This is a genomic window from uncultured Endozoicomonas sp., assembly GCF_947495845.1.
Taxonomy (GTDB): Bacteria; Pseudomonadota; Gammaproteobacteria; order Pseudomonadales; family Endozoicomonadaceae; genus Endozoicomonas.
The window spans coordinates 1-26,086 of record NZ_CANMAO010000013.1; the positions used below are offsets into that span (position 1 = coordinate 1).

The 26,086-nt window shown below is 48.3% G+C and carries 18 protein-coding genes; 10 read left to right on the forward strand and 8 right to left on the reverse strand.

The genetic code is table 11. The features are described 5' to 3' along the window. Positions 1–204 precede the first annotated feature (204 nt). Positions 205–2,043 carry a TonB-dependent receptor gene (locus Q1B11_RS10285; protein ID WP_299731736.1) on the forward strand — a complete coding sequence of 613 codons (1,839 nt, stop codon included), beginning with the start codon at positions 205–207 and terminating at the stop codon, positions 2,041–2,043. A 64-nt stretch (positions 2,044–2,107) separates the two neighbouring features. Here Q1B11_RS10285 and Q1B11_RS10290 read toward each other — a convergent pair whose 3' ends face one another. Further along, complete coding sequence (locus Q1B11_RS10290) at positions 2,108–2,482, reverse strand: hypothetical protein (RefSeq protein WP_299731739.1); 375 nt, start codon at positions 2,480–2,482, stop codon at positions 2,108–2,110. A gap of 84 nt (positions 2,483–2,566) precedes the next feature. Between Q1B11_RS10290 and Q1B11_RS10295 the strand changes: the two genes are divergently transcribed. Next, positions 2,567–3,130 (forward strand): cobalamin adenosyltransferase, encoded by a 564-nt coding sequence (locus tag Q1B11_RS10295; protein ID WP_299731742.1) that lies wholly within the window; start codon positions 2,567–2,569, stop codon positions 3,128–3,130. 77 nt (positions 3,131–3,207) lie between these two features. On the opposite strand, the gene Q1B11_RS10300 is transcribed toward Q1B11_RS10295, so the two are convergent. The 3 genes from Q1B11_RS10300 to Q1B11_RS10310 are packed head-to-tail and all read right to left on the reverse strand — an operon-like array spanning position 3,208 to position 8,176. Next, positions 3,208–6,300, reverse strand: a complete 3,093-nt coding sequence (locus tag Q1B11_RS10300; RefSeq protein WP_299731745.1) for an efflux RND transporter permease subunit — start codon at positions 6,298–6,300, stop codon at positions 3,208–3,210. 3 nt (positions 6,301–6,303) lie between these two features. Beyond that, positions 6,304–7,413 (reverse strand): efflux RND transporter periplasmic adaptor subunit, encoded by a 1,110-nt coding sequence (locus Q1B11_RS10305; protein ID WP_299731748.1) that lies wholly within the window; start codon positions 7,411–7,413, stop codon positions 6,304–6,306. Positions 7,414–7,462: 49 nt separating this feature from the next. Continuing rightward, a complete protein-coding gene (locus Q1B11_RS10310) occupies positions 7,463–8,176 on the reverse strand; it encodes a TetR/AcrR family transcriptional regulator (RefSeq protein WP_299731751.1) in 714 nt (237 codons plus the stop codon). 207 nt (positions 8,177–8,383) lie between these two features. On the opposite strand from Q1B11_RS10310, the gene Q1B11_RS10315 reads away from it, so the two are divergent. From Q1B11_RS10315 to Q1B11_RS10330, 4 genes are all read left to right on the forward strand, one after another. Beyond that, on the forward strand, positions 8,384–9,331 hold the full coding sequence (locus tag Q1B11_RS10315; RefSeq protein WP_299731754.1) for a CNNM domain-containing protein: 948 nt from the start codon (positions 8,384–8,386) through the stop codon (positions 9,329–9,331). Positions 9,332–9,479: 148 nt separating this feature from the next. Then, on the forward strand, positions 9,480–10,706 hold the full coding sequence (locus Q1B11_RS10320) for an FAD-dependent oxidoreductase (protein ID WP_299731757.1): 1,227 nt from the start codon (positions 9,480–9,482) through the stop codon (positions 10,704–10,706). 2 nt (positions 10,707–10,708) lie between these two features. Then, on the forward strand, positions 10,709–11,509 hold the full coding sequence (locus Q1B11_RS10325; RefSeq protein ID WP_299731760.1) for an aldo/keto reductase: 801 nt from the start codon (positions 10,709–10,711) through the stop codon (positions 11,507–11,509). Positions 11,510–11,652: 143 nt separating this feature from the next. Beyond that, positions 11,653–12,228: an isochorismatase family cysteine hydrolase gene (locus Q1B11_RS10330; protein WP_299731763.1), complete on the forward strand. Its 576-nt coding sequence runs from the start codon at positions 11,653–11,655 to the stop codon at positions 12,226–12,228. Between the two features lie 52 nt (positions 12,229–12,280). On the opposite strand, the gene hldE is transcribed toward Q1B11_RS10330, so the two are convergent. From hldE to Q1B11_RS10350, 4 genes are all read right to left on the reverse strand, one after another. Next, positions 12,281–13,723: a bifunctional D-glycero-beta-D-manno-heptose-7-phosphate kinase/D-glycero-beta-D-manno-heptose 1-phosphate adenylyltransferase HldE gene (gene hldE / locus Q1B11_RS10335; protein ID WP_299731766.1), complete on the reverse strand. Its 1,443-nt coding sequence runs from the start codon at positions 13,721–13,723 to the stop codon at positions 12,281–12,283. Between the two features lie 188 nt (positions 13,724–13,911). After that, positions 13,912–15,717, reverse strand: a complete 1,806-nt coding sequence (gene msbA, locus Q1B11_RS10340; RefSeq protein ID WP_299731769.1) for a lipid A export permease/ATP-binding protein MsbA — start codon at positions 15,715–15,717, stop codon at positions 13,912–13,914. 1,008 nt (positions 15,718–16,725) lie between these two features. Continuing rightward, a complete protein-coding gene (locus Q1B11_RS10345) occupies positions 16,726–17,667 on the reverse strand; it encodes an aminoimidazole riboside kinase (protein WP_299731772.1) in 942 nt (313 codons plus the stop codon). A gap of 61 nt (positions 17,668–17,728) precedes the next feature. Then, a complete protein-coding gene (locus Q1B11_RS10350; RefSeq protein WP_299731775.1) occupies positions 17,729–18,724 on the reverse strand; it encodes a LacI family DNA-binding transcriptional regulator in 996 nt (331 codons plus the stop codon). A 308-nt stretch (positions 18,725–19,032) separates the two neighbouring features. Between Q1B11_RS10350 and Q1B11_RS10355 the strand changes: the two genes are divergently transcribed. From Q1B11_RS10355 to typA, 4 genes are all read left to right on the forward strand, one after another. Beyond that, positions 19,033–20,478, forward strand: a complete 1,446-nt coding sequence (locus Q1B11_RS10355; protein ID WP_299731778.1) for a sucrose-specific PTS transporter subunit IIBC — start codon at positions 19,033–19,035, stop codon at positions 20,476–20,478. 89 nt (positions 20,479–20,567) lie between these two features. Continuing rightward, complete coding sequence (locus Q1B11_RS10360; RefSeq protein WP_299731781.1) at positions 20,568–22,025, forward strand: sucrose-6-phosphate hydrolase; 1,458 nt, start codon at positions 20,568–20,570, stop codon at positions 22,023–22,025. Positions 22,026–22,245: 220 nt separating this feature from the next. Next, positions 22,246–23,352, forward strand: a complete 1,107-nt coding sequence (locus tag Q1B11_RS10365) for a carbohydrate porin (protein ID WP_299731784.1) — start codon at positions 22,246–22,248, stop codon at positions 23,350–23,352. Between the two features lie 894 nt (positions 23,353–24,246). Further along, positions 24,247–26,061, forward strand: coding sequence for a translational GTPase TypA (gene typA / locus Q1B11_RS10370; RefSeq protein WP_299731787.1), 1,815 nt, complete (start codon positions 24,247–24,249; stop codon positions 26,059–26,061). The last annotated feature ends 25 nt before the right edge of the window (positions 26,062–26,086 follow it).

Genomic DNA, 26,086 nt, shown 5'->3' on the forward strand with positions numbered 1-26,086 from the left:
CTGAGTCTTGATTCAATTCAAAGGTGTGTAGCGATCAGTTGATTACAGAGGTTATGCACTTATGATACGAATTCAGGCAATAACAAAACGAACTAGCCTCTATTCAGATAGGCCAGTTTTCATGATCTCAACAACACGTTAACAACGGATAAACAAATAATGTCTTCTAATCAATCCTCCAACTTTATTCGCACAGGACTGTCTGTGGCGGTTGCTGTGGCTGTGGCTGTAATGTCTTCTTCTGTCACGGCGCAGGAAGTACACAAACTGGAAAAGGTGATTGTGACTGCCACCAGAACAGCGCAGACCGTTGATGAAACTTTGGCTCCGGTGACGGTGATTGATCGGGAAGAGATTGAGCGGATGCAAGCGGTAACTGTTGTCGAGTTATTGAATCAAGCTGCTCCGGGAGTACAAGTTACATCTAATGGTGGGCCCGGGAGTAACTCGGGAGTTTACATTCGGGGTACAAAAACGGCTCAGACCCTCGTTCTTTTAAATGGTCAGAAAATTAATACCGCCAGTTCAGGCTCTGCTCCATTGGAGTTTATTGATCCGGGTCAGGTAGAGCGTATTGAGATAGTTCGAGGACCCAGGTCATCGCTTTATGGCGCTGATGCTGTTGGCGGTGTTATCAATATCATTACAAGAAAAGGAAGTGGAGCTCCCAAAGTGTCAGTCAAGGCAGGTGGTGGTAGTCGAAAAACGGGTGAGTATGCCATTAATATTGGTGGTGAACGTAATGACGTTAGATTTAATCTTGGCGGACGTTTGCTTGAAACTCAGGGCTATGACCGTACCACAGAGGGCCAGGGAACTAATCAGGATGATGATGCCTACCGGAACAAGTCTCTCTCTGGAACTCTGTCAAAAGACTTTGATAACGGTATAGAAGGTGGAGTGAACTTTACTTATTTTACAGGTAAGTCCGAATATGATGGATATGGTTCTTCAGACTACTTGGAGTCGCAGTTCTCTGAGAGAATGGTCAGTACTTACCTTTCAAAAAACATGACTGATGTATGGAGCGCCCGTATACAGGGAGGGTTTGTTAAAGATGAGCGTAAAGAGCTTGATCACGGTGCGAAAAAGAATTTTGCTGAAAATAAAAACTATTCCCTAAGTTGGTTGAATGATGTGGCTTGGGCAGATAATCAGTTGTTAACCGCTGGTATTGATTACAGTAAAGACAGGGTTGCGAGTGATGCTACCTATGTGGTTGATGATCGTGATAACAAGGCTGTATTCGCACAAAATCAAACATTTTTTGCTGGTAGTGATCTACAGTTGAGTGGTCGCTACGATGACAATGAAGCTTTTGGTGGGCAATGGACTGGCGGCGCTGCCTGGGGAGTCGATCTGCCAGAGCAAATGAGGCTTATTGCGTCTTATGCTACAGCTTTTCGTGCACCAACCTTTGGAGACATGTACAGAGAGTCACTTGATTATTACTCAAGTATTCCAAACTTAAATCTTAAGGCAGAACACTCAAAAAATGCAGAGCTCGCATTAACTGGCCAAGTTGGCAATGCTGGTACTTGGTCGTTTAATGTTTACCAGAATAGTATGGACGATATGCTCTCTTCTGTAGAAGTTCGCCCCCGTACTTATCAGACGATTAATATCGATAAAGCTCGAATTCGTGGTGTCGAATTTGAATTTAGTACTCAAATAAAAAATATAAACGTTAGTGCAAACTTTACCTATCTGGATCCTGAAAATCGCTCCGGTAAGAATAAGGGTAAAAAGCTCCACTATAGAGCTCAAAAACTCGCTGCGCTTAATTTGGATAGAGACTTTGGGCGCTGGGTGATTGGTGGTACGTTAAAAGCTCAGGGTAAAATTTGGACTAACCCTGAAAATACCAAACAAATTCCTGGATACGGGACGTTTGACCTTAGGGCAATGGTGAAACTGTCAACCGACACCAAGATGCAATTCAAAGTTAATAATCTGTTTGATAAGAAGTATGAGCCTGTTACAGGTTATCAAGGAGAACCCCGCGGCGTATTCGCAACCATAATCTGGTCCCCAGAAATATAATTCATCTGTACCAGCTAACTCGCCTCAGTCTCCTTCATAGGTTTGAGTGCAGTTAGCTTGTCTATTAATTATATTCCTTAGCGTCGGCTATAAACATTTCCGCTAATGGGGTGATCAGCGAAGTCTTTATTGTCGGAGCTTTAATACACGTAATATCAGCATATTCTTCAGTATCTTCTGACTCTTCAGAAATGGTATCCAGAGAGCGGCTAACCTGCGCTTTAACGTTTTCTGCTACGGTGATTTTTTTCTCGGTCAGGCTTATATGGTGCAGGCGATCTTTAATAGGAAAACCGCCAAGTGTAAGGATTTTCATCTTTTGGCACTGTTCCAATGTGTTAAAGCGTTGTGACGGCTGATCACGACCTCCCTTCGTTTCAAGTGATTGAGGGTGGTTCTGAGCCCTTGTAGGGCAGTGTTGAAGCGTTGCTCTATCCATTCAACTCAAACGTATATTTTTATCGGGAAAAGAAAACTAGACAGGCCGATAGAGAAAAAGTTTCTGGAAAAGAGGTTTTAATGTATGGCATTGAAATATTCCGGCGATATTAGGGAGCTTTGCTACCCCTTTATCTACGAAGAATCTCCCCTGTGCGACTACGAAATCATCACCGATGAGCTCTGTGCCACGCTAGGTGGTGTGATTTCTGAGCTGGAGAATGATGAGCGTTTTGCAGATATTTACGATTTTCTGGATAAACTGCAACCCAGAATCTTCCATATGAACGGCTCCATCCGGGGTAAACAGGCCATTTTTGAAGAGCAAATACAATGGTTAGCGGAGCATTTTGATCATTATCAGAAAGAGATTGCCGGTCAGTTAAATGGCTTTGTTCTGCCTAGAGGTGGGCGCCCTGTGCAGCTATTGCACAGCTGTCGTTCATTATCCAAAAAGGCGGTACGTGCGTTGGTCAATGTCGACAAACACGGTATTAAAGTTCCTGATGAGCTTCATCGGTTTGGCAACATGCTGTGCAATTTGTTCTTCCGCTTGACCGTGGTGATCAATCGGCGACTGGGTGTTGTTGAGCCTGAATATGAGAGCCTAAGCTATATTCTCAAGCCACCTTCGAAGAAAACGACGTAGGTCGGTAACCCGAAAGGGTTGCCGACATTGGTATGGGGAAGTCGGTAAGTCTTTTAGGATTACCGACCTTCGAAATATCAGTGATTACCAATCTTCCGGTAGTTAAAGCCTTTGAAACTGATTTTGTAGAGTAGTGAATAAATCACAGGCAAGACAATCAGCGTCAGTACGGTAGCAAAACCAAGACCAAAGATAATGGTCACCGCCATAGACTTGAAGAACGCATCAAACAACAGTGGAATCATACCCAGCATTGTTGTCAACGCAGCCATGCATACCGGACGTAAACGACTGACAGACGCATGAAAAATCGCTTCGTGCTCTTCCCAGCCTTCTTCCAGCTCCAGTTTGATCTGTTCTACCAAAACAATGCCGTTTTTAATCAACATTCCGGATAGGCTAAGAAGCCCCAGTAATCCCATAAAGCTGAACGGTGTGTTCAACACCAGTAAGCCGGCAACGACACCAATGAGCGCAAGAGGTACCGTGCACCAGATAGCCAACGGCTGTCGTACGGTGTTGAACAGGAATATAGTGATCAGGAACATCGCCAGATAACCCATGGGTATGGATTTGAACACCGCACTCTGGGCATCGCTGGACAGTTCGTAAGCACCACCCCATTCAAGGGTGTAACCTTCTGGTAATGGAATTGCTTCGATTTTTGAGCGTACCTTCTTAAACACACTGTCGGTGGTTTCATCGCTCAGCATGATCGGGTCCGCCATCACAGATAGCATACGTTTACGATCACGACGGATAATCAGCGGGTTTTCCCACTCGGTATCAAAGCTGGAAATGGCTTGAGTGATTGGCACAAAGCTTTGATGATCCGCACTCCAGACTTGCAAGTCAGTAATACTGTCGGCATTCAGTCGTTCAGTTTCCGGAGCCTGAACCACTAGTGGCATCAGCTGACTGCCCTCCCGATAAACGCCGACCTGACGACCACTGAAATTGACCAACAGCGCATCATCAAGCGCCTGTTTGGAAATACCACTGCGACGTGCACTGGCTTCATCAATATGTGGACGAACAAGGCTCACCTGATTACGCCACCCATGTCGTACATGTACGGCGGTGGGTTCATTGTTCAGTATTGTTGCCGCCTGCATAGCCAGAGATCTTAGTACTTTAGGATCTTCACCATAAAAGCGTGCTTCAATTTCTGCGGGCGCCGCCGGGCCGTTTTGCATCAGCTTAATGCGGTATTCCACATCGCCGTACTGTTCTTTGAGAATGCTTTCCATGGGAGGGATCAGTGCATCAATCGTCTCCAAATCTTTCGCTTCGATGATCAGCTGACCATAACTGGTGTATTGCTTTTCTGGCTGATAAGGAAGAATAAAGCGTTGAGCGCCCATGCCCATGACGGACGTGACATTTTTCACTCCGGGCATGGTGAGTACTTGTTTCTCAAAGGTTGCCAACTCCGCTGCAGTTGCCCGGATATCACTGCCTTCCGGCATCCAGAAATCCACAAAGAAGATCGGCGTGTTGGATGGCGGGAAAAACACGTTTTTCACAGAACCAAAACCGACAATCGCAATCACCAGCGCCAGCAACGTCAGGCCGATGGTGGCTGGGCGATGTTTCAAAGCAAAGTTCAGCAGCTGTTTGTACAGGGTAAACAAGGCGCCTTGATAAGGATCAACAACCGGTGCATGTTCGTCCTCTGTCGCATTTTCATAACCCTTAAATAAAATGTTACAGAAGAAAGGTGTCAGGGTAATGGCCGTAACCCAGCTCAGCATCAGAGAAATTAAGAGCACCTGAAACAGAGAGAGACAGAACTCACCGGTGGAGTCATCAGACAACCCGATGGGAGCAAAGGCCATAATGGCAATGACGGTGGCGCCCAACAGCGGCCACTGGTTCAGTTGCACTACGCGCTTGGCCGCTTGCATCCGGGTCATACCCCGTTGCAGGCCAACCTGAATGCCCTCGGTAATCACAATGGCGTTATCAACCAGCATACCAAGAGCGATAATCAGTGCGCCCAGCGAGATTAACTGTAAATCAATACCCAGTGCCTTCATCACAATAAAGGTGCCGGAGATGGTCAGTAGCAACACGGCGCCCATCAATAGACCAGCGCGAACACCCATGGCCAGTAGCAGCACCACGATGACAATGACGATGGCTTCTACCAGGTTGATCAGAAACCCGTTAACGGATTCGGATACGGTAGCCGGTTGGTCGTACACTGTCGTTAGTTCAATGCCCAGAGGTTGTTCAGAGGTCAGTTCGTTGAGGCGTTGTCTAACGCTTTCACCAACATCCACAACATTGACCCCGGAGCCAAAGGAAATCCCCAGAGACAGCGCTGGTTTGCCGTTGGAGGTGTACATGCTGTCCGGCGTGTCGTCATAGTCACGGCGTACAGTGGAAATATCACCCAGACGAACCAATTGCGAGCTGCCGGGCGGACTAATAATCAGCTGTTCAAGCTCTTTTACATGGTTAAATTCACCGGTAGGGTGAATGCGAATAGAGCGACCTTCAACCAGCATATTGCCGGCATTAGACACCACATTCTGATTTTGAATCAGGGAGAAAATCCAGGCAGGGTCGATGCCCAGGCTGGCCAGTTTCGCCTGAGACATTTCAACGACAACTTCTTCTTGTCGTATACCTGCGATGGTGACTTTTTTAACACCGTCTATCAGCACCAGTTCACGCCTGAGATAGTCAGCGTAGTTTTCCAGGTCTCTCGGGGTATAGCCATCACCGGTAATGTTGAACAGCATGCCGTAAACATCGCTGAAATCATCAACGACAACGGACGGATAAACACCCGGTGGCATACCGCCCTGGGCATCATTGATTTTTCGACGTACTTCGTCCCAGATCTGAGGTAGTTCATCAGAAGGGTACTGTTCTTTCATTTCCACCATGATCTGGGAGCGACCATTGCTGCTGATGGAGTCAATGTTTTTCACATACTCCAACTGTTGAATGGCTTCTTCCAGTGGCAGAGTGACTTCTTCTTCTACCTGTTCCGGTGATGCGCCCGGATAGTGAGTGATAACCATCGCCTGTTTGATGGTGAACTCAGGAAATTCCAGCTGACCAAGCCCAAAAAAGGAGATACCGCCTCCGACCAGTAGGATGGCTACAAACATCCAGCTGATCACACGATGGGATATGGAATACTCAGCAATATTCATGGATTACAGTCCCCGCTCTTTTTTCAGGGGCTTAACTTTCATACCACTGTGCAGCTGGCTGAGCCCGGCAGTGACAATAAGGTCTTCTGGGCTGAGGCCTGCGGTGATTTGTACACCGGCCTGAGTGATGCGGCCAACAGTGACATCAACCGGTGTGATGGTTTGTGTTGACGGATCAAACTTCCAGACCACGGTCTTATTGTCGGCGTCGTTTTTACCCACCGCGGAAACGGGGACAACCACATAACCTGGTGCGCTGTCTGTGTCCATGATTTGAGCAAGATCAATGATGATCGTGGCGGTCATGCCGGGCAGGATGTTCAGGTTAGCCGGGGCTGCACGGGTGAAGATGACTTCGTAACTCTGGGAGCCAGGAGAAACCCGCGTCGCATATTCTTTATAACTGACTGGAAACTCCTGCCCGGGAGCGCCAGGGAATGTGGCTACCGGCTGGTAGTTTGAATCGACGGAATCTTTATTAACATGGGAAACAATGCTTTCCGGGATTTGAATGCTGATGTCGAGACTGTCGTTGCTTTGCATAACCAATACCGGTTGCTGAGCCTGCACTTGCTGGTGAGCTTCAGCTACGGTTTGTGCCACACGACCACTGAATGGCGCACGCAGTGTCGTATAATCCAGTTTGTCACGGCTTAGCTTGAGAGCCGCTTCGGCGGATTTCAGTTTGGCGCTGGCGGTATCGTAACTGGACTGGGATATGACTTTTTTCGTCAGCAGTGATTTTGCGCGATCAAACTCCGCTTTCGCCAGCTCAAAGTTGGCCTGACGATCCTGAAGTTCATTGCGAATGTCGCGATCATCCAGATAAGCAAGTATCTGACCTTTAGACACGTCGTCACCTTGCTTGACCACCATTTTGGAAATTTGGCCTGGAATTCGGAAGGAGATTTCGGCTTCTTCCGTCGCCGTCACTTTGCCGGGGAAATATCGAAGCTGTTGCTGGATCGGATCGGTGACTTCAAACAGTTTAACCGGGCGTACGACGGCTTCTTGTGCAACGAGTTCATCGTCATTGCAGCCCTGGAGTAGCGCAGTGGCCAATACCAGAAAAAGCGTAATGGATGCTTTACCAGCAGATGAGGGGAGGTTCATCTAATGTCAATTCCTTAAGTATCTATTAATAAGTGTCTATTAATCATTGCTAATGAATAAGTTCGGAAATCATCGTTTCCGCCTGAGCTTTACAGCTGGCGACTAACGCGGGGGAGAATTCCAGGGTCCAGCCCCAGCCTCGAAGGTACTTTTCAAGATTGATGGCGAGCAGATTCAAGCCACGATCCTTGTGAAAAGAAGGCTGTTTCAGGCCAAAGCCTGAAAGACTGATTCGGTACAATCCTTCACTCATGCTCCAGAGACCCATGAGGATGTCTGTAATCGTGCCATCGTGCTTTGATGTCATCAGACTTGGATTGTCGGGTAATAGTTCCACAATGAGTGCTTCTACTTTTTGGGCCACGCAATGGCAGATGTCGTTTAATACCTGGGCTCGTTTCTCTGAAGCTCTTGTCCAGATATCCGGGTTCATGGCTAATTGGCGAAGGAAGAAGTAGTGAGGGTCTCTGGCATCACTGAGCCAATTGGCAATAATCACCGTTAACAAGCGCTCTGTCGGTGCCATGGTGGACGTCAGTATTTTCTGAAACGTGGCCTCTACTTGCCCAGCCACCGAGGTGGCGCAGCCCAGTAGCAAATCTTCCTTGCTGGAAAAGTGAGAGTACACCGTGCCCATGGAATACTGTGCATGTTTTGCTACTTCCGACATTTTCAGCTCCATAAACCCTTTTTGCTTCAGCAGCTCGAGAGTGGATTGAATGATGTCGGATTCACGCTGAGCCCGTTTGTCGGATGCAGCCATGATGAGGTACCGGTAATTGTCAGTGGGCAAGAATAAAACGTTTTCGAACGATAGTCGAACAGTAGTCGAATAATATTCGAATTTAGTTTTCCATTCTGGATTGGAGTATGGGATTTCGTATAAATAAAGCAGAAAAACAGCCGAAAACAATAACTTGCCCCTTTTTTCTGGTCAGCCTGGTTGATTGTTGTTTTTCTGGAGGAATAGATGTTGCTTGTCGTGGTTTATGCCTGCTGTATCGTTTTGATTACCTCTTTTTTATCCTTGTTGGAATCTTCAATTGTCGCGATCAATGAGCTTAGATTGGTCACCATCCTGCATCGGCGGCCAGAACGAAAAGAGACGCTTCAGAAAGTCTTCCGGAAGAAGCGGGAGCACTTATCGTCCATTGTTTTGTTAAGTACCATGGTTAGCATTTCTGGCAGTACCTTTCTTGGGGCGCTGGCAGCAAAGGAGTTTGACGATTTATGGCTGGCTGCGTTCACGGCGATTCTGGCTTATGTGATGATGGTGTTTGCCAAGGTGCTGCCCAAACTGATTGCTGTGCAGGTGGCTGACCGGGTGCTTGTGCGGTGGTGTGGGCTGATTCACTGGATTTATCTTCTGACGAGGCCTGTTCTACAGCTGGCGCTGGTTTGGTTGCATGTGTTGCCAACACCCACCGCTGTGGTTCGAAGTGGCGATGAGTTGCAGAGTATCATCCGTCATTACAACAAAAAGGGGTTGATTGGTAAGCGGCAGCGAAAGCTGGCGGAGGCGGTATTGTCTTCCCATCAACGAAAGTTGGAAGAGCTGATAGAAAAGCCCTTTACTCCGAATGTGTGTTTACCATTTGATGCCTCGGTGGCGGCCATTCGAGAGGTGTTACAATCTTCACCCTGTAAGCGTTATATCGTGCTTAAAGAAGATCAGCCGGCGGGTATTGTTCTGTACCGTCATCTGGCTCGATGTCTGGTGAATAATGAGGGGGAGGTAGTCGTTGGCTCTCTGGTGAGAGATGCTATCAGCTTAAGCCCGGAAACCTCGCTCCATGAGGCTATGAAGGTTTTGCAAAAAAGCCGTGTCTCCATGATCTTACTCTCCGGGGACTCGGTGGAAAAAACACGCATTATTACGGCCAAGATGCTGTATCAGGCTTTATTGCGTTACGGTTAAAGGAGCTTGCTGATTTTCGTGCTGCCATTTGCAGGAGCAATAGACCTTTCATAAACCATTTTCTCTGCTCTCCACATTCAACGGGACACCGTGCCCCTTCCTGCGTATACTTTCGTGCGTTTAGTATTTCACGTATCGAACCCTTCCTATGACAAAGATCCTCGAAACTGATGTAGTGGTGATTGGCGGCGGTATTGCTGGCCTTTGGTTATTTCGTACCCTTAATACTCTTGGCTACAAAGCGATATTGCTGGAGCAGGGTTCTCTGGGAGGCGGACAGACGATCAAGTCCCAGGGCATTGTTCACGGTGGCACCAAATACACATTAACGGGCCAGTTGACCAATGCTTCTCAGGCCATTGCCAGTATGCCTGATCGTTGGCGCAATGCGTTGGCTGGTCATGGTGAAGGTGCGGATCCAGATTTAAGTTCCGCCAGTATTTTATCGAACTTCCACTACCTGTGGTCTCCCGGTGACTTGGGTTCCAGAATGACCTCCTTCTTTGCCAGCAAGGCATTAAGAGGGCGTGTGGATGTGCTGAAAAAAGATCAGTTTCCCGATATTTTTAAACACGACGGCTTTCGTGGAAAAGTGTATCAGCTCAATGAGATCGTTCTTGATATTGCCACAGTGACCAACGCTCTGATCAATGGTCTTGAAGATCGTGTCATTAAGGTGGATTGGAGTGAGCAGGGAAATGCTGTGCTGAAAACCAATGGTTCTGGTGATATTGAGTCCGTGGAACTCATTGATAACGACAATGAAAACGTATCTCTGAAAGCGAAGCGATTTGTTCTCTCTGCAGGTGAAGGTACCCAGTCACTACTGAATACCTGGGGAGTTAATGACCCTAAAATGCAGGTGCGCCCACTGCATATGGTGATGGTGCGACTTGATCATCCAGAACCTATTTATGCCCACTGCCTGGGTACGACACCGCTGCCAAGGATTACCATTACCAGTCATCCCGATAAAGATGGCAAATGGGTTTGGTATCTGGGTGGCGGCATTGCCGAAGACGGTGTTAAGCAATCTGAAGAAGAATTGATTGCGACTGCCAGAAAAGAGCTGAAAGCGCTACTGCCATGGGTGAATCTTGATCAGGCAGAGTGGGCGACACTCCGCGTAAATCGTGCGGAGCCTAAACAGAATCGTATGCTACGCCCTGATGCAGCGTTCTGCCAGCCGGTTAGTAACGGTATTGTGACCTGGCCGACCAAATTGGCTTTAGCGCCGAACCTGTCTGATGAAGTGATCAAAATGTTAGAAACTGCCGGAGTCCGTCCTTCGACCAATGAAGGTTTTGAGGTAGTCGGGAATTTCTCTCGCCCTGAGATCTGCCCAAATTTCTGGCAGGGAAGTTTTAAGGAATAACCATGATGCAAAGACTGTCCAGACATAAAATTGCCGGTACAGATATTGAAGTGTCGCCTTTAGGATTTGGCACGGTGAAGTTTGGTCGTGATCAGGGGGTTAAATACCCAGAGCATTTTACTATTCCAGATGACCGGGAAGTGCTTGAGTTATTGAGCCTTGCCCATGATCTCGGTCTGAATTTACTGGACACCGCACCGGCATACGGCACCAGCGAAGAAAGGCTTGGTCAGTTGTTTGCCAAAGATAAAACACTGCGAAAAAACTGGGTGATCTGTAGTAAGGTCGGTGAAGAGTTTGACAATGGTGAGTCCCGTTTTGACTTTTCTGAACAACATATTCGTTACAGTGTTGAGCGAAGTTTGAAACGCTTGAATACGGATGTCATTGAGTTGATGCTGGTTCACTCCAATGGTGAGGATGTTAATATCATTGAGCAAACCGGTTGTCTGGAAGTGCTGTCTGACCTGAAAAAAGAAGGGAAAATTCGGGCAACCGGAATGTCCACGAAAACGGTCGAAGGCGGTGTTCTTGCGTTGAAGTATTCTGATATTGCCATGGTGACCTACAACCTGAATGAGCAGGGCGAAAAGCCAGTGCTCGATTACGCCCTTGAAAACGACAAAGGTATCTTGGTTAAAAAAGCGTTTGCCAGTGGCCACGTTTGCCTTTCCGGACAGGATCCTGTGCTTGAAAGTTTGAAGCTGGTTTTTTCACATAAGGCGGTATCTTCAGCTATTGTTGGAACCATTAACCCTGCTCATCTACGACAAAATGTGGAGGCTTGTTTAGCTGCCTCCTAAATATATACCCAAAGGATTTCAAGTTGCTACGCGGCGGCAAGTGAGTGAATCCTCAGGAGCCTACAAATAGTAGGTGACTGGGGTGAGTGAACGTAGCCAACAAAGTAGCAACTTGAAAGGCGACGGGTATAAGTGAGGTGTTTATGAGTTCAGCGCTGGTGGTTGTTGATTTGATTAATGATCTTATTCATCCAGATGGAAAAAGGCCAGCTTATGCCAAACAGGTCGCTGATCATCAGGTGTTGAATCACGCAAACAATGCCATTGCTGTCGCAAGAAAGCTTGAATGGACAGTTATTTTTGTCAGGGTTGGTTTTGCGACTGGCTATCAAGACTTGCCTTCAAACTCCTCTTTTTTTGGTTCTCTCCCTGAGACTGGCGCACTGCGAATGGGGCGCTGGGGAACTGAGTTTCACGAAGCATTAAATGTTCAGGCGGGTGACTTAATCGTTCAGAAGCCCAGAATAAACCCATTTTATGGAACCAATCTGGATCCAATCTTAAGAGCTGGCAAAGTGTCTGATGTTTTTTTATGCGGTGTCAGCACAACCTGGGCGGTTCAATCTGCAGCACGATCAGCCCATGATATGGATTACAGAGTGTTTGTTGTTTCTGACGCCTGCACTGACGCAACTGAGGAAGATCACGTACAGTCAATTGGTATGCTCTCACACCTTACCACACTGTGTTCTTCAGAAGGCCTTGAGTCAGTTGTTTAAGTCGTACACAGGGCTCTTCTTCAGAGCCCAATTGAGATATTGAGGTTGGGCATCAAGCAGGTTGCTGCTCTTTATCGGTTCGAATTTTTTCAACAATGGCTGTGGTTGAACAATTCTCCAGGAAGGCCAGCACTTTTACTTCACCGCCATATTCGTGAACGATGGGCGCTCCAACCACTTCACCCAGAGAATAATCGCCACCTTTCACCAGAATATCGGGCTGAATCGCACGAATCAGATTCTCTGGAGTGTCTTCATCGAAACTCACCACCCAGTCCACCGATTCCAGTGCGGCCATAACCGTCATGCGTCGTTCAATAGGGTTAATAGGGCGACCTTCACCTTTCAGGCGAGTGATTGAACTATCGCCATTCAACGCCAGAATCAATCTATCACCCTGCTGGCGAGCTTGTTCAAGATAGCCCACGTGACCGGCATGTAGAATGTCAAAGCAGCCATTGGTAAAGACAATTTTCTCACCGTGGGCGCGGGCATCTTCAACAGCAGTCTGCAATTGCTCAAGGGTTACAGCACCGCGCTCTGCACCCACTTCACGATTCACTTCACGACGGAGTTCCGGCATGGAGATGCTGGCGGTACCCAATTTACCAACAACGATACCGGCAGCCATATTCGCCAGACCTGCAGCTTGTGGCATTTCACAGCCAGAAGCGATCGCTGCGGCCAGTACGGAGATAACCGTATCACCAGCGCCGGTAACATCAAACACTTCTCGGGCTCTGGCGGGTAAATGTACTTCAGGCTGGTTCTCACGAATCAGTGTCATGCCGTGTTCGCTGCGAGTAATCAGCAGGGCTTCCAGCTCCAGATCACGAAGCAATTGTTGGCCTTTGGAGATAAGCTCCTGCTCTGTACGACAATGACCGACAACGGTTTCGAACTCTTTCAGATTAGGCGTGATCAATGTAGCGCCGCGATATTGTTCAAAACTGGTGCCTTTAGGATCGACCAGCACTGGGATATTTCGTGCGCGCGCCAATTTGATCAGTTGCTGGCAACCCTGCAGCGTTCCCTTGCTGTAATCGGAAAGAACCACGGCACCAATATCATCCAGCAGTGCGGCGGCTTTGGCTTCAATCACATCCGGATTAAGATCTACGAATTCTTCTTCGTGATCCAGCCGGATCAGTTGCTGGTGCTGGGAAATAACGCGTAATTTAGTAATCGTTGGTACGCCAGTAACTCGAACAAAATCACAGAAGATGCCTGCAGCTTCAAGCCTGGACTGAAGTGCATCTGCAGCTTCGTCTTCACCGGTGGCTCCAATAACCCAAGCTGGTGCGCCGAGGGAAGCAATATTCAGCGCCACGTTGCCAGCGCCACCAGGACGATCTTCCACTTGCCCCACTTTCACCACAGGGACAGGCGCTTCTGGTGAAATTCGCGATGTTGCACCATGCCAGTATCGATCCAGCATGATGTCGCCAATAACAAGTACTCTGGCCTGATCAAAGCGGGGGATTGTGAGTTTCATTAAAGCGATCCAATAAATTCAATGTGGGGTTTTTAACATGGATGTAGCAAGTGATAAACCCACAGGGATAAATTCTGGTGGATATATGGGGGCGAACTGTGCAGTTGAAAGTCGTTAATAGGATTTATTAGCAGATTGAGCAGGAGCTGGAAGCCCCTCAACTCCGTGAGAAGTGAGGGGCTCATTGATCAGGCGGGCAGAGGATCCAAAATGGGGGCTTCTTCATGAAACTGCATTTTATGCAGCTTCGCATAATGTTCGCCATTGGCCAGCAATTCGCTATGGGTGCCACGCTCAATAATCCGGCCTTGTTCCATCACCAGAATACAGTCTGCATTCTCGATGGTGGAAAGACGGTGAGCGATCACCAGCGTGGTTCTGCCTTTCATGATTTCGTTCAGAGCTGCCTGAATATGGCGTTCTGATTCGGTATCCAGGGCAGACGTCGCTTCGTCCAGAATCAGAATGGGCGCATCTTTCAATACAGCGCGCGCGATAGCAAGACGTTGGCGCTGACCACCAGACAAAAGTACGCCATCTTCACCCACCATGGTGTGAATACCATTGGACATATCTTTGATAAATTCCATGGCATGAGCCGCTTCGGCAGCCAGACGGATATCTTCTTCCTCGGCGGTTTCGCTGAGTGCGCCGTAAGCAATATTTCGGGCAACAGTGTCGTTAAAGAGCGTAATGTTCTGGGAAACCAGTGCTATATGGCTGCGCAGGTTTTTCAGTTCAAACGCGTTCAGCGGAGTGCCATCAATAAGAATGTCGCCGCCGGTGTGGTTATAAAAACGTGGCACCAGACTGGCCAGCGTGCTTTTGCCAGAACCGGAGCGGCCAACAAGGGCATAGGTTTTACCGGGTTCAACGGTGAAGTTGATGTCTTGTAATGCGGGTGATGAAGCGCCAGGGTAGGTGAAGCAGACATCTTTGAACTCAAGATTGCCTTTTACTCTGTCGCAGGTGTATTCACCCGTATTGGCTTCGGGCACTTCATCCACCATGGCAAAGATGCTTTCAGCGGCCGCAATGCCTTTCTGAATACTGGCATTCACTTCGCTAAGCTGGCGAATGGGTTTCGGCAGCAAGGCGGCAGCGGTGACGTAACCAACCAGCGCAGCGGTGCTGGCATCGCCTTTCACCCAAAGCACCATAAATAGCAGCAAAGCCAGAGCAATGGACACAATAAATTGCAGTACCGGCGTGTGAACCGCATCGGCTTTTGATAGCTTCAGGTTCTGACGGGTATTGGTAGCGCTGGCAGCCATGAAACGGTCACTTTCGTATTTTTCACCACCAAAGCCCCGTACCTCCCGATAGCCATTGATGCTCTCGGAAGTAACATGGGTCAGATCACCCATGGAGTTTTGAATGTTGCGGCTGATGCGACGAAAGCGATCGCTGGCAAACGAAACCACCAGAGCGATCACAGGCAGCGCTGCAATAAAGATCAGGGTCATTTTCCAGTTGGTGTAAAACAGAAAACCCAACAGAAAGACAACGGTTAAGCCTTCGCGCACTGCAATTTTAATAGCGCTGGTAGCGGCTGCGGTGACCTGGCTGACGTTATAGGTAACCCGGGCAATCAGATGGCCGGAGTTGTTGTTGTCAAAGAATTCGTTAGGCAAGGCGATCATGCTGTTGAACATGGACGTTCTTAAATCATGGATCACACTGTTCGCCACCTTGGACAGGTAGTAGCTACCGAGATAAGAGCCAATGCCTCGTATCAGAGCAATACCCACCATCATTCCGGGAATCAACCAAAGGGCGGGGATGTCGTAGCCCAGACTGCTCAACAGATTAATTGGCTCGCCTTCCAGCGCCTGGACAAAGTATTCCAGCAGTTTGGCAAAAGCCGGCTGGCTGAGGGCAAAGATGGCAAGACCAACCAGACTCAGTGCAAAGTAAGCAGTATAGGGTTTTACATAGGTAAGCAGTCGAAGATAAATCTGCAGACTGCCAGTATTCGGGGTTTGTTCTGACATGATATTAGGTGTTTTCCGGCTTGGTGCCGACTCTATTAGTGCCGCTTCCTCGCTTCAGCTCCCGATAAAAGGAGAAGTCAGGAGTGACAAGGAAGAACTGACTGGCGGCATTTTCATAGTCAATAAAAATGAACAGGCGAGGATAACAGTGAAAGCGGTCATTTAAAAAGCCTTTTTACGTAGTTTGCAAAGTGCAGTACGTGAAAAAGATGAAGAGCTCTTGCCCTGTTTCGGAAAAAAGTTGTCCGTCAGTGCATTATGAAGTGGGGGTTTCTGTCTGGATAGGGAACGATGGCCGGTTTTTTGCCGAGCGATGCAGGGTGTTAAATCACCTCTCCCGGAGGGAATAGGGCCTTTGCAATAGGGGGGGCATAAGAGCAACCTTCTCAAGAATTGTTTGGCAGCGGGAAGGCTGTTTTGAAACACAAACCGTCAGCTTTCAAATCTTGATGAGAACTGGCGGCTTGTTATCGCAGACGGCTGCGTCAATAAGTAGTTGGGCTAATGGAATCGAATATTTCTGGGTGAGTAGACAGTTACTATGCAAGGCACAATGCAGTGAGCATAGCCGTAGCCATATGGCCGGGTACTTATAAGTCCAATTGGTTTCTTGGGCGATCTCCATAAGTTATGTCTTTGCTTACAGTGAAGGCCTGTAATGCGTTTGATGACAAAAGGCCTGTAAATCCGAGAGCCATAGCGACTTTTTTCATAATGACAGATCTTTAGTAAATCAATAATGGTTAAGGATTTTCCCTGAAATAATTTCCCCATTTCCGTTCACCCTGAGCCTGTCGAAGGGTGGTGCAACGGACTTCGACAGGCTCAGGGTGAACGGAGTGTTGAGAGCCTCAAATGTGGAGGTTATTTCGTGACCATTCCTAAGGGTTTGTTTAGAGGAGGCATCTTAGAAGCTGCTCACAATCTTTCTGCGGGCTGTAATACCAATGTCGTTTTTAAATTATGGGCTGCACAACCATTTTGAACGACTGGATCTGCGTTAAAGTTCTATAATAACGCTGCAAGCTGTTTTGCATCAGGTAGTGCGGTCATTGCCCCTTTGGCGGTCACCGCCAGAGCGCCACAACCATTAGCCTGCCTGATGGCCTGCTCGATACATGCCTGCGACAGCCACTGATCCTTACCAATAAGACCTGCGAGCATGCCTCCGACGAAAGCATCACCTGCGCCAGTGGTGTCTACCACGGCTACTGACATGCCGGGGACGTTGAAGCGATGAGGCTGCGCTGTTGCAGGATCAACTAACTGAACCAGAGCGCCTGCTTTACCCTGAGTGACGACCGTAACGGGTAATTGGTAATGGGTATGCAGCCAGTCCATAGCGACCTCAATGGAGGTCATACCAGAGAGATAACAGAGCTCCTCTGCAGAAAACTTCACCACATCTGCCAGTGCCAGTGCCTCGCGTACAACGGGCAAAATATCGTGTTCACAAGCCCAAACTTCCGGGCGCAGGTTCGGGTCAAAAGATAAGTAGCCACCGACGTCTTTCATGGCTTTCATAGCCTGCAGGGTGGTGGATCTGGTGGGTTCGTTTGCCAGTGCAATGGAGCAGGTATGCAGCCATTGCCCAGCTTGGAATGCGGGCACACCCTCTGGCATGGTGAACTGATCGGCGCTGGGTTTCACCATAAAGGTAAATGTGCGCTCCCCCTGATCATCCAGATCCACTAATACGGTTGATGTACGACGCTCTGCATCAAGCGTCAAATGTTGTGTATCTACCTGCTCGTCAATTAACACCTGTTTGATAAAGTGACCAAGGGGATCATTACCCACACGACCAAAAAAACCAGTGCTGACGCCGAGTCTGGAGACGGCAACAGCCACATTGGCCGGTGCGCCACCAGGACACTTCTGGTAGTGGTACTGACCATCGGGAATCAGATCCACAACGGCATCGCCGGTCATCCAGATCTGTGGTTGCATGGTAAACCTCAATAGATTTTGGGAACGATCCCAGCATCCTAGTTGATTCGGTGGTAAAAAATCAATCCGGACAACTGCTTCGCGGAACCCAGTCAATGCCCAGGGTGATTTTGTTTGCCCGTTGCCAATCCTTGCTATCGATGAGTTCCAGCAGCATGAGGGCAGCTCGTTCTCCCGCTTCGGTGAACGACAGATCAAAGGTGGACAGTGAAGGGGTGATAACGGCAGACATTTCGTCGTTACCAACACCGACAACATAGACGTCATCACCGGGAGAGCGATTGGCAGCCCTTAAAGCCTGAATAGCACCGACGGCTATTTTATCGGTGGCACAGAAAATACCATCAAACTCAATCCCCTGGGCAATAACCTGTGACATTTCATGTTGCCCTGAGAGGATGGTGAACTCTCCCTGCTGGTGAAAACATGGCTGGAGCATTCCCTGCTGCAGGGCCTCGGCAAACCCCTGGTAACGTTGTTGTCCGACGGCGATATCGGCAGTATCTACACCGAGGAATCCGATGCGAGAGCAGTCTTTTGCCATCAGCTTCTGAGCCGCAAGGTAGCCGACCCGATAATCATCGTGAATCACACTGGGAAAACCGTGTCGTGTACCATCCTGCCCCACAAGTATGACGGGAATCTGCGTCTTGTGGATCGCGCTGCTTAGCTCATCATCGATGTGCGTGGCAAACATGATGATGCCTTCTACCCGTTTCTGTTTAAACAGGGCGATGTACTCCAGCTCTTTTGTTGTTTGCAGCCCGCTATTGGCCAGCAAGAGTTGCTTTCCTGCTTTTTCCAGCCCTCGGGTAAGCCCTTCGACACCACGGTAAACGGCATGGGATGAAATACGCGGCACAATTACACCCACAAGGTGGCTTTTGCTGGATTTCAGGTCTTTGGCGATCTGGTTTACCACGTAGCCGCATTCCTCAATAGCGAGCGCTACGCGAACCCGGGCTTTATCACTGACGCCCGATTCATTATTGATAACCCTTGATACTGTTGATTTGGATACGCCAGCCAAGCGGGCAACGTCGTATAAACTGGCCATAGTGTTAACGATATCCTGATAGCAACCGCGGTTTGTGTAACGGTTGCTTCTATTTGCGGCTTATACCACCAACTCTTTCTGATAGAGCGGTGGATCCTATGAATTAAACGATTTTTAACAATATTGCCCTGCAGTGCAAACTGCAATAATCCGAACAGAGGGCGTGGACAATGTTGAACGATATGCAACAAATATTGACGCAGAGCAAAGAAGAATAACGTAAAGGTTGTGTCTTTGTTAGCAGTGGGGTTATATTGGGAACGTTCCCAAAGTAAATGGATATTATTGTTACCGCTCGGAGGGTTTATATGAATTATCAGAACACTGCCCAACAGTTATTAGAAAAACTGGGCGGGAGAGACAACATCACTGCCGCAGCCCACTGCTCGACAAGGTTGCGTCTGGTTTTGGCGGATGAAAGCAAAGCGGATTTGAAAGCCGTAGAAGACATCGACGGTGTTAAAGGGCTGTTTAACGTTGGCGGTCAAACCCAGATAATTTTTGGTGCGGGCATTGTGAATACGGTGTATGCCGAACTCTCCGCACTCATTGGGCAGTCTGAAATGTCCACTGCGGATGTTTCTACCGTCGCTGCCAGCAAGCAGAATATTGTACAGCAGGCGGTCAAAGGGCTGTCTGACATTTTTGTACCGATCATTCCCGCCATTGTTGCCGGCGGTTTGATGATGGGTCTCTACAACGTGCTCACTGCCAAAGGTCTGTTTATCGAAGGGATGTCTTTAATTGAGGCATATCCGGGCATGGGGGATTTGGCGGGCATGATCAACGCGTTTGCCAACGCTCCCTTTGTTTTTCTTCCTATTCTTCTGGCTTTTTCAGCCTCTCGAAAATTTGGTGGTAATGCTTACCTTGGTGCTGCGCTGGGTATGTTAATGGTGCACCCGGAGCTGCTGAATGGCTGGGGTTTTGGTGGTGCAAGTTTGGATGGCACAATTCCGGTATGGAACCTGTTTGGTTTTGAAGTGCAAAAGGTAGGCTATCAGGGGTCGGTGATTCCTGTGCTGATTTGTTCTTTTGTGCTGGCAAAGCTTGAGATAGGGATTCGTCGTTTCATGCCTTCGGCGCTTGATAACCTGCTAACACCACTTCTGGCCCTGCTGATTACCGGGTTTCTAACCTTTGCTTTGATTGGTCCTGCTACCCGTGATCTTGGTTTTCTGCTTGGAGACGGTCTGAACTGGCTATACGAAAGCGCTGGATTCATTGGTGGTGCTGTATTTGGTTTGCTTTATGCGCCTTTCGTTATTACCGGTATGCATCACAGCTTTATCGCCATCGAAACCCAGTTACTGGCAAATATTGCTTTCACCGGGGGGTCTTTCATTTTTGTTATCGCAACGATGTCAAACGTAGCCCAGGGAGCGGCGTGCCTGGCGTACGGTGTTATGACCAGAGATGAGAAAGCCAAAGGCATTGCGATTCCCGGTGGTATCAGTGCGTTGTTGGGCATTACGGAACCCGCCATGTTTGGTATCAATCTGAAATACCGTTTTCCATTTATTGCTGCAGTGGTTGCTGCTGCTATTTCTTCTGCGTTGGTTACTCTCTTTCAGGTTAAGGCACAGGCGTTGGGTGCAGCCGGTCTACCTGGCGTGATTTCCATCAGACCTGAGGATATCACTATGTATGTGGTGGGCATGGGCATCTCTTTTGTGCTGGCTTTTGCACTGACCTTTATGTGGGGTAAGCGGCAGAACCGCTCAATAGCGGGTTATCAGGAAGCTGTCGTTTAATTTTTGTTTCGGGCTGTCATGACAGGATGACAAGATTCTTGCTGATAGCCCTCAATTGATTGTGTTTTTCTTAGATATCCGGTGCGACATTGAAAGTAATTAACTGGAGCCGCGATAGCCGCTATCAGACATTAGAGAGCATGTGTGATGAGCGGAAAGCTGCGCTCAAGGCTCTGGCTGAGGCTGATCCATACTACCCACAATTTCATATTTCGCCCCCGTATGGGCTATTGAATGACCCTAACGGCCTGTGTCAGAAAGACGGTGAGCATCACATTTTTTACCAGTGGACCCCGGTGGGTGCCGTGCATGGGCTGAAATATTGGTATCACCTGTCAACCCGTGATTTTATCACGCTGGTGGATCATGGTGTGGGTATTCGCCCTGGTGATGATTACGACTCCCATGGTTGTTACTCCGGTAGTGCTTTGGTGGAAGACGATAAGGCTTTTCTTTTCTATACCGGCAACAAGCGGGATGAGCAGTGGCAGCGCGATGCGACCCAATGCCTCGCTGTTATGGACGGGAAAGGCAATATCGAAAAGCACGGCGTGGTGATCAGTAATGAGCACTATACCGAGCATTTTCGCGATCCAAAGGTGTGGAAGGAAGGGGATCATTATTACATGGTCGTTGGTGCTCAGACTTCTGAGTTAAAGGGGGGGATTGCGCTTTATCATTCTCTGGATATGAAACAGTGGCAGCATAAGGGAATGATTGCGACGAATTATCCGGATTTCGGTTATATGTGGGAGTGTCCGGATCTGTTTACCCTTGATGGTTACACCGTCTTATTGTTTTCACCTCAGGGTGTGCAAGACGACGATAAATATCGGTTTAATAATATTTACCAATCTGGCTATTTGCTGGGTGATCGTTTGACAAAAGACACGCCTGAGCTGGTCAATCATCAGGCATTTGCAGAGCTTGACTCCGGTTTTGATTTTTATGCGCCGCAGACGTACGAAGATGAACAGGGCAGACGAATTCTTATCGGTTGGATTGGTCTGCCAGAGATAGATTATCCCACTGATAAAAACCAGTGGGCACATATGCTGAGTATTCCACGACAACTGTCTGTTGAAAATGGCGTTGTTATTCAGCAACCGTTATCAGAACTGATGGCAATGAGAATGGATGCAGCCATTGTGTCGGGTATGGTGACTCTGGAATCACCTGCCTTTGAATTGGAATTTACAACCAGTGCATTACATTTTGAATTAATGATCGGTAATGAAGCGGGCGACCAGATTTGCCTTTCCATGAATGAATCGGAGTTTACACTGGATCGTTCAAAAATGACGGAATGTTTTGCCAGCGAATTTGGTGAGCAGCGATTCATTGTTCGAACCGAACAATGCCAGAATATCAAGTTGTTCTTTGATTGTTCTGTTTTAGAAGTTTTTTTAAATAATGGCAGGAACACCATGACCGCCAGGGTGTTTATTCGAGAGCTTTCCTTTCTGACATTAAGTCAGGGGGTTGTTGGACAGCTCTTTAATTTAAAAAAGAGCAGGTATGTTAAGCCTGAAGGAGGCGATAAATAAACGATTTAATGAAATTTAAAACACTCTCGGAATATTGAGTTAAATTAACGCTTTTTAAAAAATAAAATTCAATTGCGTATTAGATTGTTATCAGGAAATGACAGTTGAATGTGACTGGCTCTTGTGTGAAGTCGTGTTTGATCGTAATTCACTGGTTGGTTTTAATTCTATTACGAATCAGAGTTTTAATATCTAATACCTGTTATAATGGGGATTTACTGTGAAAAAAACACTGCTTGCTACTGCTGTTCTTATTTCGTCTTCCGCTGTTAATGCTGCCTGGACATCTCCGGATGGCTCTTTAACTATTGGTGGTGATGCTGAAATAAACTTCGATGTGGTGGATCGTTCATTTGATAACAAAAACGATGTGGATAATAGTCCGGAAGTCGAGCTGAACGACGATTCTCGTATAAAGTTGATGATGCAGTGGATGAATGCCCGGGAAGATGGCGCATTTATTACGGCCAAGATTGAACCGCTGATGAAAACCAACGGCGATGTTGCACTGGACGATGCTTATTTAATGTTTGGTCGTGAAAGCAGCTGGGCATTCCAGATTGGTCGCTATGAAGCAATGGATTTATTCCCACTGGGTAAAGACGTAGCCGTATTCTATGCCGATGGTTCAGATGGTATTGGCAGTGGTGTCTACTACTATATGGCGAAAGAGGGTCGAGGACGACGGGGGGATGCTGGTCAGGCGCGTATCATTAGTGAAATGGGTCGTTGGACTGCGGAAGTTTCAACAGCTTATGGCGATACGTTAGATCTTCTGCAGTCTTCTGAAGAATATTTTGAAGATACGGTCAAAGATGTAGAATCCGATCATAACAGCTTTCTGGTTCGACCAGCGGTTAACTATCTGAGCGATGATGGCGCGTTCAGCGTCAGTTTTGGTGGTGAGTATGAGTTGAGCAGTGATTCGGTAACGGCAGAAACGGATACCGGAGAGCGTTTTCAAGTTTCCGATCGCTACGGCCTTGCAGCAACCACTACCCTCATCTTTGGTGACTTGAAGTGGAATACCAGCATTGCGATGCAGGATGCAAAAGATGCCTGGGAAGCTCAAACCTTCAACACCAACATCGTCTACAACGACGCATTAGGTCTCGGTACTTCTTATGCCATTAATAAGTTTGAACAAAAGGAAGAAGATACGAAGTCCTACGTGCTTTACACCGCTTATACCATGCCAGTGATGGATTTCAGTAACGCTGCGGTGACGTTTGCTCTGTCTTACTCTGAGACTGAAAACGCCTATGGCAATAAGGGGCAGGACGCTGAGGCTACCGCTTTCCGTACCCGGTTCAATTATTACTTCTAAGAGTCTAAGTACCCGGCCATATGGAATCGAATATTTCTGGCTTGTTGATCAGGTTCTCTGCAAGGCGCACCGGCGGGAGCATAGCGAGCTATGTGACCAGAGTAGCAACGCAGTCAGAGGGTCTGATCAATGAGTCAGAAAATATGATTTCATATGGTTGGGTACTTATAGCGCTTAAATAGAAAGGCTCTCTGCTCTGGCACAGAGCCTTTTTTATGATTGTTTTCTTTCACTGGAGACTCGCTGCAGACTATTGGCCAATGTAAACCCTTTGGGTATATAGGTGCTCGGGTTCTGCAAGATTACAACGAGTAAGTGATCTGGGTGAGCGTATGCAGCAAACAAAGTAGCAGTTTGAAAGGCGATGGGTATAGATCACATTCTTGCCGGGATAGGTTGTGGGTATGAGCGCAGAGCTTATATTTGACGCCAGAAGCCGACTCGCCCGACTGAGGGCAAAGATGCAAGGCCAACCGGCTCAGTGAAAAGTCAGGAGTGACAAGGAATAACTGACTGGCGGCATTTTCACAGTCAATAAAAATGAACAAGCGAAGATAACAGTGAAGGCGGTCATTTAAAAAGCCTTTTTACGTAGTTTGCAAAGCGCAGTACGTGAAAAAGATTAAGAGCTCTTGCCCTGTTTCGGAAAAAAGTTGTCCGTCAGTGCATTATGAAGTGGGGGTTTCTGTCTGGATAGGGTAAGATGGCCGGCTTTTTACAGAGCGATGCAGGTTTTTAAGTCACTTCTCCCATAGGACGGCGATTGTTAAGCCATTCCCTAAAGTGCCTTTGGTAAACCTGAACGCAAGTAACTGGATTTATCCCCCTGAGTAATAAAGTGACTGAAAACGCTGCTGTTTTCACCACAGGTGGATGCACTGAGAGAACGAGATAGTGATCGAAAAACTGCGTAATATTGCCATCATTGCCCACGTAGACCATGGCAAAACCACCCTGGTGGACAAGCTGCTTCAGCAGTCCGGAACGCTTGGCCGTAAGGACCAGGGTGCTGAACGCATCATGGATTCCAACGACCAGGAAAAAGAACGTGGCATCACCATTCTGGCTAAGAACACCGCAATTGAGTGGCGTGATTTCCACATCAATATCGTAGACACCCCGGGACACGCCGACTTCGGTGGTGAGGTTGAGCGTGTTCTGTCCATGGTGGATTCGGTTCTGCTGCTGGTGGACGCGGTTGACGGCCCAATGCCGCAGACTCGCTTTGTTACTCAGAAAGCCTTCGAGCAGGGTTTGAACCCAATCGTGGTTATCAACAAGGTTGACCGTCCGGGCGCTCGCCCTGATTGGGTAATGGATCAGGTTTTTGATCTGTTCGATCGTCTGGGTGCTACTGATGAGCAGCTGGACTTCCCGGTGATTTACGCGTCTGCACTGAACGGTGTTGCCGGTCACGATCCTGAGAACCTTGCTGAAGACATGACGCCGCTGTTCGAAATGATCACTGAGCGTGTGCCTGCGCCAGCGGTTGACGTGGACGGCCCTTTCCAGATGCAGGTCAGTGCTCTGGACTACAACAGCTATGTGGGCGTTATCGGTATCGGCCGTATCTCTCGCGGTGTCCTGAAGCCGGGCCAGCAGATTGTGCTGGTGGATATGGACAACAAGCAGCGCAAAACCAAAATCCAGAAGGTCATGGGTCATCTGGGTCTTGAGCGCGTTGAAGTGGAAGAAGCCCGTGCCGGCGATATCGTGTGTATTACCGGTATTGATCAGCTGAACATCTCTGACACGCTGTGTGATCCAGAGCGTCCTGAAATGCTGCCACCGCTCACCGTTGATGAGCCAACCGTAAGCATGACGTTCCAGGTAAACGATTCTCCGTTTGCAGGTCAGGACGGCAAGTTTGTAACCTCTCGAAATATACGTGAGCGTCTGGATCGTGAATTGATCCATAACGTGGCGCTGCGTGTTGAGCCAGGCGACGATGCGGACAAGTTCAAAGTATCCGGTCGTGGTGAACTTCACCTGTCCGTACTGATCGAAACCATGCGTCGTGAAGGGTTTGAGCTGGCGGTTTCCCGTCCACAGGTAGTGGTTAAGGAAATCGATGGCGTTATGCAAGAGCCATACGAACACGTTGTTGTTGATATTGAAGAGCAACATCAGGGTTCGGTGATGGAAGAGCTGGGCCTCCGTCGTGCAGAAATGAAAGACATGGTGCCAGACGGTAAAGGCCGTGTGCGTCTGGACTTCATCATGCCTGCCCGTGGTTTGATCGGTTTCCGTTCACAGTTCCTGACACTGACGTCTGGTAGCGGTATTCTGACGTCTATCTTCGATCACTACGGTGAAGTGAAGGGCGGTGAAGTGGGTCAGCGTAACAACGGCGTTATGGTTTCCATGGCGAACGGCAAGGTGCTGGCGTACTCTCTGTTTACCCTGCAGGAGCGTGGTCGTCTGTTCATCAACCCGAACGTGGATGTATACGAAGGTCAGATCATCGGTCTGCACAGTCGCGATAACGACCTGACGGTTAACCCGACCAAGGCCAAGCAGCTGACTAACGTACGTGCTGCCGGTACAGACGAAAACATCATTCTGACGCCGCCAGTTCGCCACTCTCTGGAGCAGGCACTGGAATTCATCGATGATGATGAGCTGGTAGAGGTAACGCCAAACTTCATCCGCATTCGCAAGAAGTTCCTGAAGGAACACGAGCGTAAGCGCGCTAGCCGCAGTAAGTAATTAATAAGAAGCCCCGCATAAAGCG

Excerpts from the sequence above, each read along its gene's own strand:
- msbA (WP_299731769.1), bottom strand. The coding sequence starts at position 15,717 with ATGTCAGAACAAACCCCGAATACTGGCAGTCTGCAGATTTATCTTCGA.
- Q1B11_RS10305 (WP_299731748.1), bottom strand. The coding sequence starts at position 7,413 with ATGAACCTCCCCTCATCTGCTGGTAAAGCATCCATTACGCTTTTTCTG.
- Q1B11_RS10330 (WP_299731763.1), top strand. The coding sequence starts at position 11,653 with ATGAGTTCAGCGCTGGTGGTTGTTGATTTGATTAATGATCTTATTCAT.
- Q1B11_RS10325 (WP_299731760.1), top strand. The coding sequence starts at position 10,709 with ATGATGCAAAGACTGTCCAGACATAAAATTGCCGGTACAGATATTGAA.
- hldE (WP_299731766.1), bottom strand. The coding sequence starts at position 13,723 with ATGAAACTCACAATCCCCCGCTTTGATCAGGCCAGAGTACTTGTTATT.
- Q1B11_RS10355 (WP_299731778.1), top strand. The coding sequence starts at position 19,033 with ATGAATTATCAGAACACTGCCCAACAGTTATTAGAAAAACTGGGCGGG.
- Q1B11_RS10350 (WP_299731775.1), bottom strand. The coding sequence starts at position 18,724 with ATGGCCAGTTTATACGACGTTGCCCGCTTGGCTGGCGTATCCAAATCA.
- Q1B11_RS10345 (WP_299731772.1), bottom strand. The coding sequence starts at position 17,667 with ATGCAACCACAGATCTGGATGACCGGCGATGCCGTTGTGGATCTGATT.
- Q1B11_RS10295 (WP_299731742.1), top strand. The coding sequence starts at position 2,567 with ATGGCATTGAAATATTCCGGCGATATTAGGGAGCTTTGCTACCCCTTT.
- Q1B11_RS10300 (WP_299731745.1), bottom strand. The coding sequence starts at position 6,300 with ATGAATATTGCTGAGTATTCCATATCCCATCGTGTGATCAGCTGGATG.
- Q1B11_RS10315 (WP_299731754.1), top strand. The coding sequence starts at position 8,384 with ATGTTGCTTGTCGTGGTTTATGCCTGCTGTATCGTTTTGATTACCTCT.
- Q1B11_RS10290 (WP_299731739.1), bottom strand. The coding sequence starts at position 2,482 with ATGGATAGAGCAACGCTTCAACACTGCCCTACAAGGGCTCAGAACCAC.
- Q1B11_RS10320 (WP_299731757.1), top strand. The coding sequence starts at position 9,480 with ATGACAAAGATCCTCGAAACTGATGTAGTGGTGATTGGCGGCGGTATT.
- Q1B11_RS10310 (WP_299731751.1), bottom strand. The coding sequence starts at position 8,176 with ATGGCTGCATCCGACAAACGGGCTCAGCGTGAATCCGACATCATTCAA.